Raw genomic sequence first — 19,244 nt, forward strand, 5'->3', positions numbered from 1 at the left:
GGCCGGCCCGTCCCGTGGTCGGGGCGGGCCGGCCGGCGGATGTGGGCCGACTCAGCCCATGTGCACAGTGGTGCCGGTGGGGATGTCCTCCTTGCGCACCTTCACCAGGACCAGCGTGGCCAGGCCGGCGAGCACGATTAGCGCCGCGCCCCAGGCGAAAGCCACCCGGTAGCCGTGCACCAGCGCCTCGACCTGGGTGAGCGGGCTCGGCGCCCGGCCGACCAGGTAGGCGGTGACCGCGCTGGTGTAGAAGGTGTTCAGCAGGGCGGTGCCGAGCGAGCCACCGATCTGCTGGGTGGCGTTGAGCGTCGCGCTGGCCGCGCCGGCGTCGTGCTCCGGCACACCGACCAGGGCCAGGCTGGACAGCGGTACGAACGTGAAGCCCAGGCCGAGCCCCAGGATGACCTGGGCGGGCAGCAGGTGGGTGAGGAACGGGGTGTCCGCGTCGATCTGGGTCAGCACGAGCATGCCCGCCGCGGCGAGCACGGCGCCGGCCACCATCAGCGGCTTGGCGCCCAGTCGCGGCATGAGTTGGCTGGCGCCACCCGCGGCGATCAGCACACCGGCGGTGACCGGCAACGACGCGAGACCGGCTTCGAGCGGCTTGTACTGGAGCACCACCTGGAAGTAGAAGGTCAGGAACAGGAACGCCCCGAACAGGCCGGCGCCGATCAGCGTCGAGGTGAGGAACGCGCCACCCCGGTTGCGGTCCAGGATGATCCGCAGTGGCAGCAGCGGGTGGCTGGAGCGCAGCTCGATCACCACGAAGGCGGCGAGCAGCACCGCACCGGCGGCGATGAAGGCGAGCGTCGCGGTGGCGTCCCAGCCGTCCTCGGCGGCCTTGGTGAAGCCGTACACCAGGGAGACCAGGCCGGCGGTCACCACGATCGCGCCCGGCACGTCGTAGCGGGTGTTGCCGTGCGCCCGGCTCTCCGGCACCAGCGGGAGCGCGAAGGCGATGGCGATGGCCGCGACCGGGATGTTGACCAGCAGGCACCAGCGCCAGTCGGCGTACTCGGTGAGCACCCCGCCGAGCAGCAGGCCGACAGCCGAGCCGCCGCCGGCGATCGCGCCGTACACCGCGAAGGCCTTGGCCCGCTCGGTGGCCTCGGTGAACAGGACGGTGAGCAGCGCCAGCGCGGCCGGGGCGAGCAGCGCGCCGAAGGCGCCCTGGAGCGCGCGGGCGGCGAAGAGCATCCCGCCGGTGGTGGCCAGGCCGCCCAGCGCGGAGGCGAGCGCGAAACCGGTCATGCCGACCAGGAAGGTGCGCTTACGCCCCCAGTAGTCGGCGATCCGACCGCCGAGCAGCAGCAGCCCGCCGAAGGCCAGCGTGTAGGCGGTGATCACCCACTGCCGGTTCGCGTCGGTGATCCCCAGGTCGGCCTGGGCCTGCGGCAGCGCGATGTTCACGATGGTGGCGTCCAGGACGACCATCAGCTGGGACACCGCGATGACCGCCAGCGCGATCCACCGCCGCGGGTGCGGTGCGCTGGCCGGCGGTCCGACGCTGGGCGCGCCGGGAGCGGTCGAGGTGGTTCCGGGCATGGTGAAGCCTTCCGTGTGGCGAGGAGTCGGTGGATCAGGACTGAGCCGGCGGGCCGTGCCGATAACGCAGCACCGGGATCAGCACCTGGTCGACGACCTGGGTGAGGAACGCGTCATCGGCCGGCAGGCCGTGCGCGACGAGGCGGGACAGGGTGAGCGCGGGCGCCAGGTCGTGGAACAGCTCCCGTTCGCCGGCCTCCGGGGGGATCTCCCCGCGCGCGGCGGCGCGGACCAGGATGGCGGTGCTCGCCACCCGTCCGGCCGGTAGCACCTGGTGGCGCACCAGGCGTTCCAGCTCGGGGTTGGTGCGCATGGCGAAGGTGAGCGCCTGCATGAGGTCGCAGTCGGCGGTGCAGATCGCGGCCGTGGCGCGCAGCAACTCGATCAGGTCGCCGCGCAGGGAGCCGGTGTCCGGCGGGTTGTGCACACCCACGTGCCGGTCGCTCAGGGCGGCGACGACCAGCTCGGCCTTGCCGTCCCAGCGCCGGTAGATGGTGGCCTTGCTGACGTGGGCGCGAGCGGCGACGGCGTCGATCGTCATCCGCTCGTAGCCGACCTCGCGCAACAGGCCGGTGACCACGGAGAACAGGTCGCTGTCGGCGCACCGTGGCGCCCGGGTCGCCGGAACCCCGGCGCAGGCGTCCGCCTGCCGACCACTCAACATCCCGCACCCCCGTGAAACGATGTCGTACTGACCCTAGTCCCCGCCCACACGAATATGCAGGGTTTCGTGAGTTGCGTCGCACGTCCGGCATGAAACGATTACGTTTCGGGCGGGAGTCCGTCGGGTGAATCCGGTGGTCAGCCGCCGGGCGCCAGGAGCACCGGCACGGCCATCGTGTGGATCCGTGAGCCGTCCTGGGCGGACACCTCGTACACCTCGACGGTGCCCCGCTGCTCCCGGGTGGTGTGCCAGCCGACCACCACGCGGTAGCCACCCCGGCAGCCGCTGCCGCAGCCGGCGGTGCCGAACGCGGTGGCGACCTCCCGGCCGGCGGCGTCCAGCACCCGGACGCTCACCGTGGCCTCGAACACGTCAGCGGTGCCGGTGACGACGAGTGGGGTGGTGACCCGTTCCCCGTAGAGCGGGTCGCTGACCACGATCGGCGGCAGCAGATCCGGCACGTCCGCCCGGCCGACCGCGGCCGCGTCGCCGATGCGGACCTGACGCACTGTGGGGAACTGGGTGAGCGTCCACACCAGTTGCGCGTCGCGCAGTCGCCGCCGTGCCGGGTCCGCGACCGCCGGGACCCGCAGCGTCGCCACGCCGCCCGCGATCCGGGTCACCTCGACGCCCGCCGCGACGACAGTGGTCAGTCCGGCCGCGGCCTCGGCGCGCGTCGGCCCGGCGGCCAGCTCGGCGAGCGCCAGCCGGGACGTCGTGACGGTGGCCGGGCGGGTCCGTCGGGTCGGTACGAGGCGTCCGGCCCGGACCAACCACAGCTCGATCGTCACCGTGTCCCGGGTGCGGGCGGCGCCGGTCGCCGTCGGTGTGGCGCTGCCGGGCTGCGGCGACCGGGGCGGGTGCGCGGGCCGCGCCGGACCGGCCGTGGGGGAGGGCGCGGTGTCGGGCGGGACGGCGCTCGGCGAGCCGGCACCGGACGACGCCGCGGTGGGCGCGGGCCCGAGCGCTCCGGAGCGGGGAATGCCGCAACCGCCCACGAGCAGGGCGGCGACGAGGAAGGACGCGAGGCGGTGGCGGTTCACGCCGCACCGTCCGCCGGCAGCTCCAGCCGGAAGCAGGTGCCCACGCCGGGGCCGCTGTGCACCGTCAGCGCCCCGCCGAGCGCTGTGGCGTGTTCCCGCGCGATGGCCAGCCCGAGTCCGCTGCCCGGCGTGGCACGGGACGGGTCGACCTGGTGGAACCGGTCGAACACCCGGGACAGGTGCTCCGCCGGAATCCCCGGCCCCTGGTCGGTGACCGAGAAGGCGACCAGCGGGCCCGCCCCGGACACGGTGGCGCGGATCTCGCCACCGCCGTGCTCGATCGCGTTGGCGATCAGGTTGGCCAGCACCCGCTCCAGCCGGCGTCGGTCGGTGCGCGGCGTGACCGGGTCGCCGCTCACCCGTACCCGATCTGACCAGCCACGTGCCGTGACGATGCCGCGCAGCAGCGCCAGCGCGTCGACCGGCGCGACGGCGACCTGCTCCTGCCCGGCGTCCAACCGGGAGATCTCCATCAGGTCCTCGACCAGCCGGCGCAGCCGTACCACGTCGCCGACCAGCAGTCGGGCGGCCGGGCGGGCGTCGTCGGGAAGCTGGTCCAGGTGCTCGCGCAGCAGCGAGGCCGCGGCCACCAACGCGGTCACCGGGGTACGCAGCTCGTGCGCGACGTCGGCGGTGAACCGCCGCTCCCGGGCCTGCGCGGCGGACAGCGCCTCGATCTTCGCCTCCAGCGCCTCGGCCATCTCGTTGAAGGTCGCCGCCCAGACGCTGAACTCGTCGCGCCCGCGTACCGGAAGACGGGTGGCGAGCAGGCCCTCGGTCAGCGCGCGGGCGGCCCGGCTGGCCCGACCGACCGGCTCCAGCGTGCGGCGGGCCAGTGTGTGGCCGACCCCGGCGGCGAGCAGCACCACGAGCACCCACCCGGCCAGCAGGGCGGTGCGGAGTTGACCCAGGTCGGTGGCGACGTCGTCCTCCTCGGTGAGGACGTACAACTCGGCGACCGAGCCGGGAATACGCCCGCCGACCACCAGCAGCCGGGGACGTTCGGTCGACGGGGAGCGCTGGTAGCCGAGGTGACCCGCGGCGACGCTGGCCCGCAGCCGGGCGCCGAGCTGCGGGGCGTACGCCGGGTGCGAGGCCTGCGGCGGGCCGTCGACGAGCACCACGTGCCGGCCGCTGGCCTCGAAGCTGGTCAGCAGCTCGGTGCTGCGCTGCTCGGTCAGCGGGAGGAACTGCCCGGCGAGGACGAGCTGGTAACGGGCGTCGGCGGCGGCCTCGTGCAGCGACGCGTCCCACCAGGACTGGCGGAGCAGCAGTCCGGTCCCGCCGGCGAGCAGCCCGGCCGAGACCCCGGCGACCACGACGAACGCGATCGTCAGCCGGCGGCGCAGGCGACCGGGGAACACCGCTGGTACGACCACGGCCGCCCTCCCGTCAGCCCGCCGTCAACTTGTAGCCGGCGCCACGGACGGTCCGGATCAGCAGTGGCCGCGCCGGGTCGTCCTCGACCTTGGCGCGCAACCGTTGCACGGCGACGTCGACCAGTCGCGAGTCGCCGAGGAAGTCGTGGCCCCAGACCAGCTCCAGCAGCAGTTGCCGGGTGAAGACCTGACCGGGGCGGCGGGCCAGCTCCCGCAGCAGGCGGAACTCGGTGGTGGTCAGCGCCAGTTCCCGGCCGTGCCGACGGACCACGAAGCCGCCCGGATCGATCTCCAGGCCGCCCACCTCGACGACTGTGGACGTGGTCGGCTCGCCCACCCGGCGCAGCACCGAACGGACCCGGGCCACCAGCTCGGGCAGGTCGAACGGCTTGCGCAGGTAGTCGTCCGCGCCGCACTCCAGCCCCACCACCACGTCGATGGTGTCGGTGCGCGCGGTCAGCATGAGGATCGGCACCGCGCTGGTACGCCGGATCTCCCGGCAGACCTCCAGCCCGTCCATGCCGGGCAGCATGAGATCGAGCACGATCAGGTCGACCGGACCGGCGCGGAAGGCCGCCAGCGCCTGCCGCCCGTCGACGGCGGTGTCGACCCGGAAGCCGACGCGGCGCAGACCGAGAGCGGTCGCCTCCCGGATGGAGGCGTCGTCCTCGACGACCAGCACGCGGCCCTCCATCACCTGAGGGTAGACCCGCCGCCACTGCCCGCAGTCCTGGCGAAACGGTCGGTATCGGCGTCCGGCCGGCCCTTCGAGTCGGACCGTCCAACCGCTACGGTCAGATGATTTTCGGCACCCCGCCGAACCAGTTCACACGAGAGGGCACGACGTGCAACGTCATGGCTGCGTGATCCGACTCCGTCCGGAGCAGCGGGAGACCTACCTGCGGCTGCACTCCGCGGTGTGGCCGAGCGTCGAGAAGACGCTGCGCGAGGCGAACTTCCGCAACTACACCATCTTTCTGCACGGCGACCTGCTCTTCGGCTACTACGAGTACGTCGGTGACGACTACGAGGCCGACCAGCGGTTGATCGCCGCCGATCCGCAGACCCAGGAGTGGTGGAAGCTGACCGACCCGTGTCAGGAGTCGATCGCCGAACCTGGCTCGGGGGACTGGTGGGCCCCGATGCGGGAGGTCTGGCACCTGACCGACGAGGCGGTCGGAGAGGGGTGACAACCCGGCCCCCGTATTGAAGACTATCTTCATCTCGCCGAGATGGATCGGTCAATCTTTACGGAGGAAGCGTGGTCACGAGAAGAGCCCTGCTCGTCGCCGCCGGCGCGGCGGTGGTCGGTGCCGCACCGCTGGCCGGCCCGGCCGCTGCCGCGTTGCCGGAGCTGGACATGGAGGCGCTGATCAAGGCGGCGCAGATCGACCCGCGTCGGCCGGACACCGCGCTCACCGCGGGCGCCAGGGACAGCGTCCTGCTGGTGGAGCGCGCACTTGAGGCGAGAGGGCTGCTGTCGTCGGCGTACGTCGACGGGCACTTCGGCACCAGCACGGTCGCCGCGTACGCGGCGTACCAACGGTCCCTCGGCTACACCGGCCTCGACGCGACGGGTCTTCCCGGTCCGTCGTCGCTGCGCTCGCTCGGCGAGGGGCGCTACACGGTGGTCAGGGCGATCTCGCCCGGCAGCGTGGTGACACTGCGCGGTGCGCAGGTCAACACCCGCACCAGGTCGATGTTGTTCGAGGCCGAACGCCTCCTCGGTCGTCAGCTCGTTATCACCCAGGGCTCGTACAGCAGCGGTGTGGGCGCGTCCGCCGGAACGCACGACGGCGGCGGGGCGCTCGACCTCTCGGTCAGCAACCTGTCCTCCGCCGTCCGGACGGACATCCTGCGCCGACTGCGCACTGTCGGCTTCGCCGCGTGGCTGCGCACCCCCGAGCAGGGGGACTGGGGCTACCACATCCACGCCATCGCGCTCTCCGACACCGACCAGTCGACGGGCGCGCAGAACCAGGCGGGAGACTATTACCTCGGTCGTAACGGCCTGGCCAACCGGGGTGCCGACGACGGGCCGGTGGTCAGTCCCAAGCGGACCTGGGAGGAGTATCAGCGCGCCCTGGGATGAGGGTGGTCAGCCGTGAAGGGTTCTCCAGACGGCCCAGTCGCTGGCGGCGCGCAGGCTGGCCCGGTTCCGGGCGCCGGCGTGGACCTGCGTGCCGACGGGCGCGTGACCCGGCTCGTGGTCACCACTGGTGGGCCACGTCGAGCACGATCCGGCTGTGGGTGCCCGGTCCGGCGAGCACGAGCACGCGGAACGGCAGCCGGGCCCGTACGCCGACCGCGAAGGTGCTGTAGCCCTCGAAGCTGCCGCCGAACACGATGTCGCGCAGCGTCGGGTAGCGCAGCAGGTTCGCGACGTGCTCACCGACCGCGTAGGGCACGGTTGCCTGGTGTTCGTCGTCGTAGCCCGGGGCCCGCAGCGAGACGCGCAGCAGCGCGCCCCCGGCGGTGTACGGCGACAGGGGCAGCCCCTCGCCCTCGGTCCACGTCTCGCCGTAGCCGATCGCGTAGCCGTCGACCGGGCCGGCGAACTCGAACACCACCCGGTCGTAGCAGTCGTGCCGTCCGGTGCGTACCTCGGTCAGCGGGGCGGTGCTCAGCGCGCCGGCCGCTTTCTCCGCGCTGCCCCAGGTGATCCCGCAGTACGGCGCCGTGGTGGTGCCGGCCGCCGCGGTGCTGGCACCCGCGCCGGCGACCAGCCCGGCGAGGACGACCGTCAGCGCGGTCAGTGCGCTCCTGATCCTCATCGTGGTTCCTCCGTTCGGTGGTCGGGGCCACGTCGCGGCGACGGCGCCGGTGACCCTCTGCCGCCACCGTCGCCCCACCCCGGCACGGGAGTTTCGCCGTGGCGTAACCGCCGGGTAACAGCCGCCGGCGGCCGCGGCTGAGGGCGCAGTCGGACTTCCGACTGCGGATACGGAGCGAGCGCCTGATCGCGGACAGACGAGGTCTTCCTCCAGTCATAGCCTCCATTGCCGACGGACCGCGTGCGACGCACGCCGACGATCCGCGAAGACCGAAACGGGGGAGGAATACTGTGCGCAATTCCAGCGGGCGAAGGCTCGCGACCGTACTGGTGATCACAGGGTCTCTTGCCATTCCTGGCGGGGTTCCGGCCCGGGCCGCCGCCGCGGAGACGGCGGTGTGTCCAACGCCCGGCGCTCTTGTGGCCGCTCTGCGGGACGATCCCCTCACCGACGAGGCGGCCGGCAATCCGGCAGTGCTGGAGGGCGTGAGCTGCGCCCTGCCCTGGGCCACCGCTGTCGTTCCGGCGGAGGGCGAGTACGACGCCTCGTTCGTGCTGTTCCGCTACGAGGACGCGGGGCAGCGATGGCAGCCACTCAACGTCGGTTCGGGCGGGGTCTGCGACGAGTCGGTGCCGGCCGAGATCGCGGCCCAGCTCGACGGATGCCAGTTGAACGACCCCGGGGACGAGCTGCCCGACGACGATCCGGTGGAGGAGACCGAGGAGCCCTCGGCGCCCGAGGCGTCCCAGGGCTCCGACGGCGGCTTCTCCACCCTGGCCTCGTCGATCGGCGGGTCGATAACCCGTGCCGAGGTCATGCAGCGCGCCCAGGGTTGGGTCGACCATCAGCCCGGCCCGTACAGCCAACGTGCGTTCTCCTGGGATCCCCCGCGCACCCGCAAGTACCGGCGTGACTGCTCCGGCTACGTGGGCATGGCCTGGCACCTCAACGCCGACCCGAGCACACGGACGCTGCACCAGTTCTCGACCCAGATCAGCAAGGCGGACCTGCAGCCGGGCGACATCCTCAACCTCGCCGCGAAGCACGTCGTCCTCTTCAAGAGCTGGAAGACCGACCGCCGGCACTTCACCTACTACACCTTCGGGTCGACGCCGGTGAAGATCCGGACGGCGGCGATCGACGCCGGGACCATCGACAGCCACCGGGCCACCAGCTACGTGGCGCGGCGGTACACGAAGATCGTGAAATCCTCCACGCCGCCCGCCCCGCCGAAGCCGGCCGGCCGGGCAGCTCCGACGGTCGCGTACGACCAGGGCGACGGCACCATGCGGATGTACCGGTGGTTGTCCGATGGTGATTCGTTCAACCGCACCAGTGACTACGATTCCGGCGCGTTCCGGCTCAGCGTGGTGGGCGATCGGGTGGCGTCCGGTGATGTGGATGGTGACGGTCGCGACGACATCGTGATGGCGTACCAGCAGCCGGACGGGACGTTCTCCTACTACGTGTGGCGCAACGGTAATTCCGCTGCCCGGGTGTGGTACGACAGTGGGCCGTTCAATCTCGGTAATGTCGACGGCCGCCTCGTGCTCGGTGATTTCAACGGCGACCGTAAGGCCGAGCCGGCGATGGCCTACGACCAGGGCGACGGCACGATGCGGATGTACCGGTGGTTGTCCGATGGTGATTCGTTCAACCGCACCAGTGACTACGATTCCGGCGCGTTCCGGCTCAGCGTGGTGGGTGACCGGATGGCGTCCGGTGATGTGGATGGTGACGGTCGCGACGACATCGTGATGGCGTACCAGCAGCCGGATGGGACGTTCTCCTACTACGTCTGGCGCAACGGCAATTCCGCTGCCCGGGTGTGGTACGACAGTGGGCCGTTCAATCTCGGTAATGTCGACGGCCGCCTCGTGCTCGGTGATTTCAACGGCGACCGTAAGGCCGAGCCGGCGATGGCCTACGACCAGGGCGACGGCACCATGCGCACGTACCGTTGGCTGTCTGACGGTGATTCGTTCAACCGCACCAGTGACTACGACTCGGGCGCGTTCCGGCTCAGCGTGGTGGGCGATCGGATGGCGTCCGGTGATGTGAATGGTGACGGTCGCGACGACATCGTGATGGCGTACCAGCAGCCGGATGGGACGTTCTCCTACTACGTCTGGCGCAACGGCAACTTCGCCGCCCGGGTCTGGTACGACAGTGGGCCGTTCAACCTCGGTAACGTCGGCGGGCGCCTCGTGCTCGGTAACTGGTAGGCGTCGACCCCCTTCGGGCACGCCCACGGCGCGGCCTCCGCTGACCACGCGGAGGCCGCGCCGCCGTCTCGACAGCCGCCGGCCGCGCCGGTATGACGCTTCCGCTATGACACTCGTCGACTCTCCACGTCCTAGCATTGACACACATCAATGACCGGCGGCCGTGGGTCGCCGGGCGACCGCAGGGGAGTGCGCGATGGTTCGACGACAACTCAGACGTGTGGCGCTGGCCATGCTGGTGGCGACAGTGGCGGCGGCCGGGGTGCAGTTCGCCACCGGCGCTCCGGCCGCCGCCGTCCGGACGGTCTACTACGACGCGAGCCGCACCGGAGAGTTCCGCACCAACTTCGACCAGGCCGCGCAGATCTGGAACAGCCGGGTCAGCACCGTCCGGCTCCAGGCCGGCACCCCGGCCAGCATCACCATCTACGTCGATGACGGCTGGCCCCGCGCGCAACCGACCGGCCTCGGCTCGGGTCGGATCTGGATGGGCCGCACGGCCGTCAACCAGGGCTACGACCGCAACCGCATCGCCGCCCACGAACTCGGCCACATCCTGGGCCTGCCGGATCGCCGTACCGGCCTCTGCACCGACCTCATGTCCGGCAGCAGCGCCCCGGTCTCCTGCCGTAACGCCACCCCCAGCTCGGCCGAGGCGAGCCGGGTGAACTCGCTGTTCGCCGGCACCCTGGCCGCGCCGGCCAGCACGACGTACACCTGGGACGGCGCCTCGGACGTCGCCCCGATGGTGGTCGGCGGCCGGCCGGCCACGGAGAACTACCCCTTCATGGTGTACGTCTCCGGGTGCACCGGAACGCTGATCAAGGGCAACTGGGCGGTCACCGCCAGGCACTGCTCGACGCCGTCCTCGGTGCGGGTGGGCAGCGTCAACCGCACCAGCGGCGGCACCGTGGTCCGGGTGACCCGCGCTGTCAATCACCCGAGCGTCGACGTCAAGCTGCTGCAACTCGCCAGCTCGGTCAGCTACGCCCCGGCCCCGATCCCGACCACCTCCGGCGCGGTGGGCACCGCCACCCGGATCATCGGTTGGGGTCAGACCTGCGCGCCCCGGGGCTGTGGGTCGGCCCCGGCGGTCGCCAACGAGCTGGACACGTCCATCGTGGCCGACAGCCGGTGCTCGGGCATCAACGGCCCGTACGAGATCTGCACCAACAACACCAACGGCAACTCCGGCGCCTGCTACGGCGACTCGGGCGGACCGCAGGTGCGCAGCGTCAACGGGGTGTGGAACCTGATCGGCGCGACGAGCCGGGCCGGCAACAACAACTCCACCTGCGCCACCGGCCCGTCCATCTACGTCGACCTGCCCTCGATCCGCTCCTGGATCTCCACCCAGGTCGGCGGCCTCTGACCGGCAGCGACACCACGAGCCCGGGGGCGCGTCGGCGGCGCGCCCCCGGGCTGCCGTCCGCCGCTCAACCCGCCGAGTAGGCGCCCTCCCGGCGCGGAATCGCGTCGTCGTACGCCCCGACCGGCCCGCTGTAGCGGGCCCTGCCCTTCGGGTACGGCCAGGGGTTCGCGACACAGCCGTGCAGGCCCAGCGTCTGCTGCTGCATCACCGGCGCCGGCCGGCCCTTGCCCGGGCAGCGTTCGTGACCGAACCCGAGCTTGTGACCCACCTCGTGGTTGACCATGTACTGCCGGTAGGTGGCCAGGCTCGCGCCGTAGCCGGGCACGCCCTTGACCCACCGCGCCACGTTGAGGACCACCCGGGCCCCGTTGCGGCAGGAGGTGTAGCCCTCCGGTTGGTCCTGGCAGAGGGTGTCGCGGGTGCCGGGGGTCGCGAGGTAGATGGTGAAGTCGGTCGGGTCGTCGGCGCCGACCCGGCGCAGCCGCCACGCCCCGCCGGCCGTCCAGCCCCGTGGGTCGTTCAACGTCGCGGAGATCGCGCCGGCCACGTCCGCCACCGGCAGGCCGTGGATGTCGCGCTCCACGGCGACCCGGTAGCGCAGCAACCGGCCGGCGGTCCCGCTTCCCGGGGCCGTTTCGGCGCGGGCCACCGACCACCGGTTGCCGCCGGTGGCGGGGTAGCTGACCGGGACGGCAGGCGCGGCGCTGGTGGTGCGCGGGGCAGGCCTGGTCGACGGGGCGGACGCGGCGGGCACCGTGGACCCGTCGGACCATCCTCCGGCGCTGACGGGCTGCCCCGCGGCCGGTCCGGTGCAGCCGGTGAGCAGCGCCACCATCAGCAGCGACACCGCCGGGGCGGTTCGCCGCCGGCCGGTAACCTTCGTCCACATGTCTCTCCCCTCGGGCGTCGCACGGCGGCGGCGCAGGGAGGAAGACGGGTGACGGCGGCGAAAGGTTGAGGGGACCACGACTCAACCTTTCGCCGGTCTGACCCGTCTCAGGTGGTGTGGCACGGGGGAGGTTCCGCGGTGGCGCGCGATGACGCGGCGTTCGTCGAGTTCGCGCGGGCGGCGTCGGCGCGCCTGGTGCACGCCGCGTTCCTGATGACCGGCGACCACCACCAGGCCGAGGACGCCGCGCAGACCGCCCTGGTGCGCACCTACGCGTCGTGGTCGCGGATCCACGACGACGACGCCTACGGGTACGCCCGCCGCACCCTGGTCAACCACCTGGTGGACGGGTGGCGACGCCCGTTGCGGGAGTACCCGACCGACGAGGTGCCGCAGCAGCGGCGCGGTGACGTGGCCGACGAGGTGGCCACCCGACGCTGGTTGGTCGCCATCCTCGGCGCGCTCAGCCCACGGGAGCGGGCCATCGTGGTGCTGCGCTACTACTTCGACCTTCCGGAGGCGCAGGTGGCCCGGGAACTCGCCGTGTCCGTGGGCACCGTGAAGAGCACCAGCTCCCGGGCGCTGGAGAAGTTGCGGAGCGCCGCGCCCCGGACGGCCGACGAGGAGGCGCGCCGATGAACGAGCTGGAACGGCTCCGCCACGCCATGCGGGCGACAGAGCGGCCCGACGCCGTGCTCGATCTCGACATCGTCATCCGGAAGGGGCGGCGGCTGCGTACCCGTCGGCGGGTGGGCGCGGCCGCGGCGGCGACGCTCGCCGTCGGGCTGGCGTCGGCGGTCGTCCTGGTCGCTGTCGACGCGTCCGGGCCGGGCACGGGGGTGCCGTCCGCCGAGCGTCCGCCACCGGTCGCCGTCGCCCCGCCGTCGGTCGGTGTCTCGCCGACGACGCCGGAGCCGACGCCCCCGCCCACGGCGGCCCGCGACGTGCCGGCGCCGAAGACCCTGGGCCAGGTGATCGACAGTGGTGTGCGCTACGGCGTCGACCAGCGGGTCTTCTACGTCGTCCAGGTGTCGGTGCCCGGCGTGCCGAAGGTGACCATCGGGCTGGCCGCCGGCCGCCGCGCCCCGGACGGCTTCCTGACGACGGACATCCTGGTCAACGACGTCGAGGGGGCGGACCGTAGCGCGGGGTTCCACCAGATCGGCTACGACGAGAGCTCGTCGACGACGCCGGTGCCCACCTTTGGCTACTTCGTCGGCCCCGCCCACCGGGTCATCGGCACCGTGGACGGTCGACAGGTCGACGCCCGGCTGGCGCGCTGGAGCTTCGACAAGGAGGTGGTGATCTTCTGGTTCGACCCGACCGAGTTGAAACCGGGGCAGCGGCTGGACGGCATCGTCGCCCAGGACGCGCGCGGCCGCCGGCTCTGACGAGGCGTCGGCCGGACCTGCCGGTCAGGCCAGCCGCCGCTCGATGGTCACCGTCGTCCCCTCGGCGGTGGAGACCAGCCGCACGTCGCCGTAGGCGTTCATCAGCAGCGCGCCGCGGCCCCGGTCCATCGCCGGTCGGCGGTCGCGCCAGGTGCCGAAGTCCCGTACCGAGATCCGGATCAGGCCACCGCCGACCTGGACCCGCAGGCTCACCTCGGGGCGGCTGGGCCGCTGCGCGTGCTCCACGGCGTTGTTCATGGCCTCGGACGCGGCGAGCAGGAGATCCTCCAGCACGTCCGGGTCGGCGTCGAGGTCGCCCAGCGCCTCGCGGACGTCGCGACGCATCGTCGCCGCCGAGGTGGGCGCGGACGGGTAGGTCCAGCGGCGGTCCAGGACGTCGCCCAGACCGTCCGGGTCGTCCGGCGCCTGGGTGGCGGCGGACGGGGCACGGACGGGTTCGATCGCCGGGCCCGCGGCACCGGCCGGGGCGGGACGCGCGGTGGCCCCGGTGGCCGTCGGACCGTCGCCGCCGACCGTCGTGGTGCGGGAGCGGTCGCGGGCGCGCCGGATGCCGGCCCGGACCCGGGCGATCAGCTCGGCCGCCGCGAACGGCTTCACCAGGTAGTCGTCGGCGCCCAGGTTGAGGCCCTCCACGCTCGCCTCCCCGCCGGCGCGGGCGGAGAGCACCAGCACCGGCAGCCACCGGGTCGCCGGGTCGGCGCGCAGCCGGCGTACCAGGTCGAAGCCGTCCAGGACCGGCATCATCACGTCGGTCAGGACGAGGTCGGGCGGGTGGCTGTGGATCTCGTCGAGAGCCTGGCGGCCGTCGCTGACGGTCCGCACCCGCCAGCCCTGGCCGGTGAGCAGGCGGGTCAGGTACGCCCGCATGTCGGCGTTGTCGTCGGCGAGCAGGATCTCCGCGCCGGCCAGCTCGTCGACGGGCGCGACGGACGCGGGGTCGGGCTCGACCGGAGCGTCCCCCGGCGCGGTGAGCCACCCCATCGCCTCCGCGACGGCGGCGCGGGCCGCGTCGCCCCGTCCGTCCGCCGCCGGGCCGGCGAGCGGGTTGCGCCGGGCCGCCGACCAGGGCAACGTGACGGTGAACGTGGTGCCGACGCCCACCTGGCTCGTCACCCGGACGTCGCCGCCCTCCAGCCGGGCCAGCTCGTGCACCAGGGCCAGGCCGATGCCGGTGCCCTCGTGACTACGGGAGCGGGCGCCCCGTACCCGATGGAAGCGTTCGAAGAGTTTCGGCAGGTCCCGTTCGCCGATGCCGATGCCGGTGTCGGCGACGGTGAGGCGCAGCTCCTCGTCGTCGGCGTCGAGGGCGACCCGGATCCGACCGATGAACGTGTACTTCAGCGCGTTGGACAGCAGGTTCGTGACGATCCGTTCCCAGTTGACCGGGTCGACGGCGACCGGCCGGGGCAGGGGCCGGCAGCTCACCTCGAGGGTCAGCCCGGCCCGCTCGACGGCGGCCCGGAACACCCCGGCGAGTTCGGCGGTGAGCGCTGCCAGGTCGACCATCCGGGCGTCGCTGCGCGCGCGCCCGGCCTCCAGGCTGGAGAAGGTGAGCAGGCTGTTGACGAGCGTCAGCAGCCGGGTGCCGTTACGCCAGGCGGTCTCCACCCGCTCCCGCTGCGTCGGTGTCAACGGTGCTGTGGCGTCGGTCAGGGCGTCGCTGAGCGGGCCGAGGATGAGCGTCAACGGCGTACGGAACTCGTGGCTGACGTTGGCGAAGAAGTCGGTCTTCACCCGGTCCAACTCCGCCAGCGCCTCGGCCCGGCGCCGTTCCTCCTCGTACTCCTGGGCGTTGCGCAGCGCCACCGAGATCTGCTGGGCCAGGAGCTGGTGGAAGGACCGGTACGCCTCGTCGAGGCCTCGGCTGGGGCTGACCCCGGCGAGCAGCACCCCGAGCGGCTGGTCCTCGTCGGCCGAGGGCAGCGGCAGCGCCAGCGCGGTGCGCACCGGGTCGTCCCACGGGCCGGCCGGCAGTGTCAGCCGGTCGGCGACGTCGGTCACCTGGGCGGCCCGGCCCTCGGCAGCGTCGCGCAGCCCCCAGCCGCTGGCGACCGGACCCGGTCGGGTCAGCTCCACGCTGCCCGGCAGCGCGGTGGCCAGCCTCGGGTCGCCGCCGGCGACCCGCCGCAGCGCCGCGCCGTCGCGCAGGTAGACGGCGGCGAACGGGACGTCCAGCGGGTGGCCGCCGATCACGTCGAGCAGTCGAGCGGCGGTGGTGTCCACGTCGACGGTCCGGCCGTCGCCGAGCACTGACAGGTCGCGCAGCAGCCGCAGCCGGCGTTCACCGACGACCTGGTCGGTGACCTCGCTGCACACCGTCAGGACGCCGACCGTGCGACCGTCGTCGTCGCGGGCCGGCGCGTGCGAGACGCTGAAGTACGCCTCCTCGCGGTAGCCGGCCCGCTCCAGCAGCAGACGCAGCGCGGGCACCCAGCTCGCCACCCCGGTCGCCATGGCCTGCTCGATCAGCGGGGCGAGCACGTCCCAGCCCTCGGCCAGGGTCACCCGCACGTCGCCGCCGAGGGCTGCCGGGTGCTTGTCCCCGATCAGGGCGGAGTACGCGTCGTTGTAGAGCTGGGAGAAGTTCTCGCCCCAGAGCAGCAGCATGGGGTAGCGGGAGGAGAGCACCATCCGGACGGCGCTGCGCAGGCTCTGCGGCCACCCGTTCACCGGGCCGAGCGGTGTGCGGGCCCAGTCCAGCTCCGCCATCAACCGCCCGGTCTCACCGCCGCCGCTGAACAGGTCGGTGCTGGGTCGTGTCACGCTCGATCCGACCCCATCGCAAGCCCCCGTTTCCGGGCCTGATGACCCCTGCCGCATTACCTACCCATCCTGACACTTCTACTCACCTGTGCCGACGCCGGTACCCACCGTCGAACCGCTGGTGGTTCGGGACGAACGACCGATGCTGCGAACATCGATATCTGTAAGTGTCTCGGGTATCCCTCCGACCCCGAGGAGCCCCCATGAGAGGCAGAACGCTGAGCGCGGGAGTCGCGCTCGCCGTGTTCGCCACGATGACGGTGACGCTGGCCGCCCACCCGGTGACCGCAGCACCCACGACCGCGTCGACGCTCGCCCGGCCGATCGCCGCGACGGTGGCCGCGTTGGCCGCACCGGACATCTCGGTCACCAACGTCCAGGCGCACCTGACCCAGTTCAACTCCATCGCCAGCAGCAACGGTGGCAACCGGCGGGCCGGCTCGGCCGGCTACACGGCCTCGCTCAACTACGTCAAGAGCAGGCTTCAGTCGGCCGGCTACACGATCACCGAGCAGTACTGCTCCAGCTGCACCTACCCCTCGAACAACCTCATCGCGGAGTGGCCCGGCGGGCCGGCCGACCAGGTCGTCATGTTCGGCGCCCACCTGGACGGGGTCTCGGCCGGTCCGGGCATCAACGACAACGCCACCGGCTCGGCCACGCTGCTGGAGAACGCGCTGGTCCTGGCCGCGCGGAACCCGACGGTGACCAAGCGGGTCCGGTTCGCCTGGTGGACCGACGAGGAGCAGGGGCTCAACGGCTCCCGGTTCTACGTCAACTCGCTCAGCTCCACCCAGCGCGGCTACATCAAGGGCTACTACAACTTCGACATGGTCGGCTCGGTCAACGGCGGCTACTTCATCAACCGGGTCTCCTCGACCACGGCGGCGCCGCTGAAGGCGTACTGGGACTCGCTCGGTCTGCAACCGGAGGAGAACGTCGAGGGTCAGGGCCGCTCCGACGACTACTACTTCCAGCAGGCCGGCATCCCGACCTCGGGCTACGCGGCGGGCGCCAGCGCCCGCAAGACCAGCTCCCAGGCGGCGAAGTGGGGCGGCACCGCCAACGCCGCGTTCGATCCCTGCTACCACAGGTCCTGTGACACCACCGCCAACGTGAGCGCGACGGTGCTGAACCGGGCGGCCGACGGTGTCGCGTACGCGCTGTGGCAGCTCGCCGTGGGTGGTGGCAGCGGCTGCACCGGGGGCCAGGTGGTCGGCAACGGCGGCTTCGAGAGCGGCAGCACGCCGTGGACCGCGTCCTCCGGAGTGATCACCAACGCCAGCGGTCAGCCGGCCCGGACCGGGTCGTACAAGGCGTGGCTCAACGGCAACGGCCGAAGCGGCACCGAGAGCCTGACCCAGTCGGTGACGCTGCCGTCCGGGTGCGCCAGCTACACGCTGTCGTTCTGGCTGCACATCGACACCGCCGAGACCACCAGCTCCACGGCGTACGACCGGCTGACAGTGCAGCTCGGCTCCACCACGCTGGCGACGTACTCGAACCTGAACGCGGCGTCCGGCTACGTCCAGCGCAGCTTCAACGTCGCGGGCTCCGCCGGGCAGACGGTCACGCTGCGCTTCAGTGGCACCGAGGACTCGTCGTTGCAGACCAGCTTCGTGATCGACGACGTGACGTTGCAGGCCAGTTGAGCGCGTCGGGTGGGGCGTGCGTCGCACGCTCCCACCCGGCCTCTAGTCAGGTCCGTCTATCTCTGGTAGAAATCTTTCAAGGCCGGCCCCTGATTCGCAAAAATCCGCCTCACGCGAACGGGAGTGCCATGTCACCCACTCGATCCACCCTGCGCCGCCGCGTGCTCACGCTTCTCGTGGCCAGCCTGGCGTCGGTCTGTGTCACGTTCGGCCTGGCCGCTCCGGCCTTCGCCATCAGCCACTCCAGCGCCACGTCGCAGCTACGCGCCGCCGGCATCTCCTGGACCTCCAGCGGCAACTGCAGCGACCGCTACGTGTCCACCTGTACCTCGTTCGACGGGGTCCGGCAGGCCACCATCGACGGCATCATCACCTTCAAGCGGGCCAGTGGCTGCGCGATCACCATCACCGCCGGAACCGAGGTCGGGCACGCCTCGGGCACCTACAGCCACTGGAACGGCTACAAGCTCGACATCGCGCTGAGCACGTGCATCCAGAACTACATTTCGGCGAACTACACCTATGTCGGCTACATCTCCGGGTTCGGGTACCAGTATCGGGCGCCGTCGGGCAACCTCTACACCAAGGAGGGTAGCCACTGGGACATCCTCTTCTACACCTGCGGCGGCTGCTGACCGCGGATGTGCCGGGGTGCGCGGCGGGAGCTGACCGCGTAACCCGACAGGGGCGGGCCGCCGCCGGCACGTGCCGGCAGCGGCCCGTCGCGGGTCAGGAGAGCTGCGGGTAGAGCGCGGCGACGCCGCCGGGGAATCCGGCCTGCACCCGCCGGCTGACGTCGTCGGCCACGATCTCGTACGCGTCGGACTCGATGCCGTCGACGGCGATCCGGGCGATCTCGGCCGGGTCCGACTTGGGGCTGGTGATGGTCGCCGCCATGTCGGTGTCCAGGTAGCCGACGTGCAGACCGGCGACGCGGACGCCCCGCTCGGCGAGCTGGAGGCGCAGCGCGTTGGTCATCGCCCACTCGGCGGACTTGGCGGCGCCGTACGCCGCGTGCAGGGGGAAATTCACCCAGGAGAGCACGGAGAGGACGTTGAGGATGGTGCCGCCGCCGTTGCCGGCGATGACCGGCGCGAACGACCGGATCACCGACAGCGTGCCGAGGTAGTGGGTCTCCAGCTCCAGCCGGATCTGGTCCATGTCGCCGTCGAGCAGGTCCGTCCGGGTGTCGATGCCGGCGTTGTTGACCAGCAGGTTCACGCCACCGGCCAGCTCGGCGGCGGCGGCCACCGAGGCGGGGTCGGTGAGGTCGAGCCGGACCGGCGTCACGCCGGGCAGGTCCACGCTGTCGGGGTTGCGGGCGCCGGCGTAGACGGTGGCGCCCCGGGCGGTGAGTTCGGCGGCGAGGTGGCGGCCGAAGCCACGGTTGGCGCCGGTGACGAGGGCGGTGCTTCCGGAGATCTTCATGCCGGCCAGGCTATCGGGCTGACTTTTGTTAAGCAAAGTCAGATGGGTCACCAGGGCGACCGTCGGCGACGGGAATACGACCCGGATGCGACCGCACG

General features: G+C 72.1%; 17 protein-coding genes. 8 read left to right on the plus strand and 9 right to left on the minus strand.

Features of this window, described 5'->3' with window-relative positions:
* Nucleotides 1-51: 51 nt before the first annotated feature.
* From O7634_RS23505 to O7634_RS23525, 5 genes are all read right to left on the minus strand, one after another.
* Nucleotides 52-1,545 (minus strand): DHA2 family efflux MFS transporter permease subunit, encoded by a 1,494-nt coding sequence (locus tag O7634_RS23505; RefSeq protein WP_278152293.1) that lies wholly within the window; start codon nt 1,543-1,545, stop codon nt 52-54.
* A 34-nt stretch (nt 1,546-1,579) separates the two neighbouring features.
* The gene (locus tag O7634_RS23510) at nt 1,580-2,209 is read right to left on the minus strand and encodes a TetR/AcrR family transcriptional regulator (RefSeq protein ID WP_278152294.1); all 630 of its coding nucleotides are present in this window, start codon (nt 2,207-2,209) and stop codon (nt 1,580-1,582) included.
* Between the two features lie 137 nt (nt 2,210-2,346).
* Nucleotides 2,347-3,252 (minus strand): Gmad2 immunoglobulin-like domain-containing protein, encoded by a 906-nt coding sequence (locus O7634_RS23515; protein ID WP_278152295.1) that lies wholly within the window; start codon nt 3,250-3,252, stop codon nt 2,347-2,349.
* The gene (locus O7634_RS23520; protein ID WP_278152296.1) at nt 3,249-4,631 is read right to left on the minus strand and encodes a HAMP domain-containing sensor histidine kinase; all 1,383 of its coding nucleotides are present in this window, start codon (nt 4,629-4,631) and stop codon (nt 3,249-3,251) included. Before O7634_RS23520 ends, O7634_RS23515 begins: the two co-directional genes overlap by 4 nt.
* A gap of 13 nt (nt 4,632-4,644) precedes the next feature.
* Nucleotides 4,645-5,325, minus strand: a complete 681-nt coding sequence (locus O7634_RS23525; protein WP_278152297.1) for a response regulator transcription factor — start codon at nt 5,323-5,325, stop codon at nt 4,645-4,647.
* Nucleotides 5,326-5,494: 169 nt separating this feature from the next.
* Between O7634_RS23525 and O7634_RS23530 the strand changes: the two genes are divergently transcribed.
* A complete protein-coding gene (locus O7634_RS23530) occupies nt 5,495-5,821 on the plus strand; it encodes an L-rhamnose mutarotase (RefSeq protein ID WP_278152298.1) in 327 nt (108 codons plus the stop codon).
* A 71-nt stretch (nt 5,822-5,892) separates the two neighbouring features.
* Nucleotides 5,893-6,723 carry a peptidoglycan-binding domain-containing protein gene (locus tag O7634_RS23535; RefSeq protein WP_278152299.1) on the plus strand — a complete coding sequence of 277 codons (831 nt, stop codon included), beginning with the start codon at nt 5,893-5,895 and terminating at the stop codon, nt 6,721-6,723.
* A gap of 118 nt (nt 6,724-6,841) precedes the next feature.
* On the opposite strand, the gene O7634_RS23540 is transcribed toward O7634_RS23535, so the two are convergent.
* Entirely contained in the window at nt 6,842-7,405 is a 564-nt protein-coding gene (locus tag O7634_RS23540; protein ID WP_278152300.1) for a hypothetical protein, read from the minus strand.
* Nucleotides 7,406-7,824: 419 nt separating this feature from the next.
* Between O7634_RS23540 and O7634_RS23545 the strand changes: the two genes are divergently transcribed.
* Nucleotides 7,825-9,630, plus strand: a complete 1,806-nt coding sequence (locus O7634_RS23545; protein ID WP_278152301.1) for a VCBS repeat-containing protein — start codon at nt 7,825-7,827, stop codon at nt 9,628-9,630.
* A gap of 196 nt (nt 9,631-9,826) precedes the next feature.
* Nucleotides 9,827-11,002: a snapalysin family zinc-dependent metalloprotease gene (locus O7634_RS23550; RefSeq protein WP_278152302.1), complete on the plus strand. Its 1,176-nt coding sequence runs from the start codon at nt 9,827-9,829 to the stop codon at nt 11,000-11,002.
* Nucleotides 11,003-11,066: 64 nt separating this feature from the next.
* Here O7634_RS23550 and O7634_RS23555 read toward each other — a convergent pair whose 3' ends face one another.
* A complete protein-coding gene (locus tag O7634_RS23555) occupies nt 11,067-11,891 on the minus strand; it encodes a DUF3152 domain-containing protein (RefSeq protein WP_278152303.1) in 825 nt (274 codons plus the stop codon).
* A gap of 138 nt (nt 11,892-12,029) precedes the next feature.
* Between O7634_RS23555 and O7634_RS23560 the strand changes: the two genes are divergently transcribed.
* Together O7634_RS23560 and O7634_RS23565 are read left to right on the plus strand one after the other, a co-directional pair.
* Nucleotides 12,030-12,530 (plus strand): SigE family RNA polymerase sigma factor, encoded by a 501-nt coding sequence (locus O7634_RS23560; protein ID WP_278152304.1) that lies wholly within the window; start codon nt 12,030-12,032, stop codon nt 12,528-12,530.
* The gene (locus O7634_RS23565) at nt 12,527-13,282 is read left to right on the plus strand and encodes a hypothetical protein (RefSeq protein ID WP_278152305.1); all 756 of its coding nucleotides are present in this window, start codon (nt 12,527-12,529) and stop codon (nt 13,280-13,282) included. Before O7634_RS23560 ends, O7634_RS23565 begins: the two co-directional genes overlap by 4 nt.
* Before the next feature lie 24 nt (nt 13,283-13,306).
* Here the strand turns inward: O7634_RS23565 and O7634_RS23570 are convergent, their stop codons facing one another.
* Nucleotides 13,307-16,066, minus strand: coding sequence for an ATP-binding protein (locus tag O7634_RS23570; protein WP_278152306.1), 2,760 nt, complete (start codon nt 16,064-16,066; stop codon nt 13,307-13,309).
* A 203-nt stretch (nt 16,067-16,269) separates the two neighbouring features.
* Here O7634_RS23570 and O7634_RS23575 point away from each other — a divergent pair, with 203 nt between their 5' ends.
* Entirely contained in the window at nt 16,270-17,718 is a 1,449-nt protein-coding gene (locus O7634_RS23575) for a M28 family peptidase (RefSeq protein ID WP_278152307.1), read from the plus strand.
* 128 nt (nt 17,719-17,846) lie between these two features.
* A complete protein-coding gene (locus O7634_RS23580; RefSeq protein WP_278152308.1) occupies nt 17,847-18,353 on the plus strand; it encodes a hypothetical protein in 507 nt (168 codons plus the stop codon).
* Between the two features lie 94 nt (nt 18,354-18,447).
* Here the strand turns inward: O7634_RS23580 and O7634_RS23585 are convergent, their stop codons facing one another.
* Nucleotides 18,448-19,146, minus strand: a complete 699-nt coding sequence (locus O7634_RS23585; RefSeq protein WP_278152309.1) for an SDR family oxidoreductase — start codon at nt 19,144-19,146, stop codon at nt 18,448-18,450.
* Nucleotides 19,147-19,244: the final 98 nt, after the last annotated feature.

This window comes from Micromonospora sp. WMMD1120 (assembly GCF_029626235.1).
Taxonomy (GTDB): domain Bacteria; phylum Actinomycetota; class Actinomycetes; order Mycobacteriales; family Micromonosporaceae; genus Micromonospora.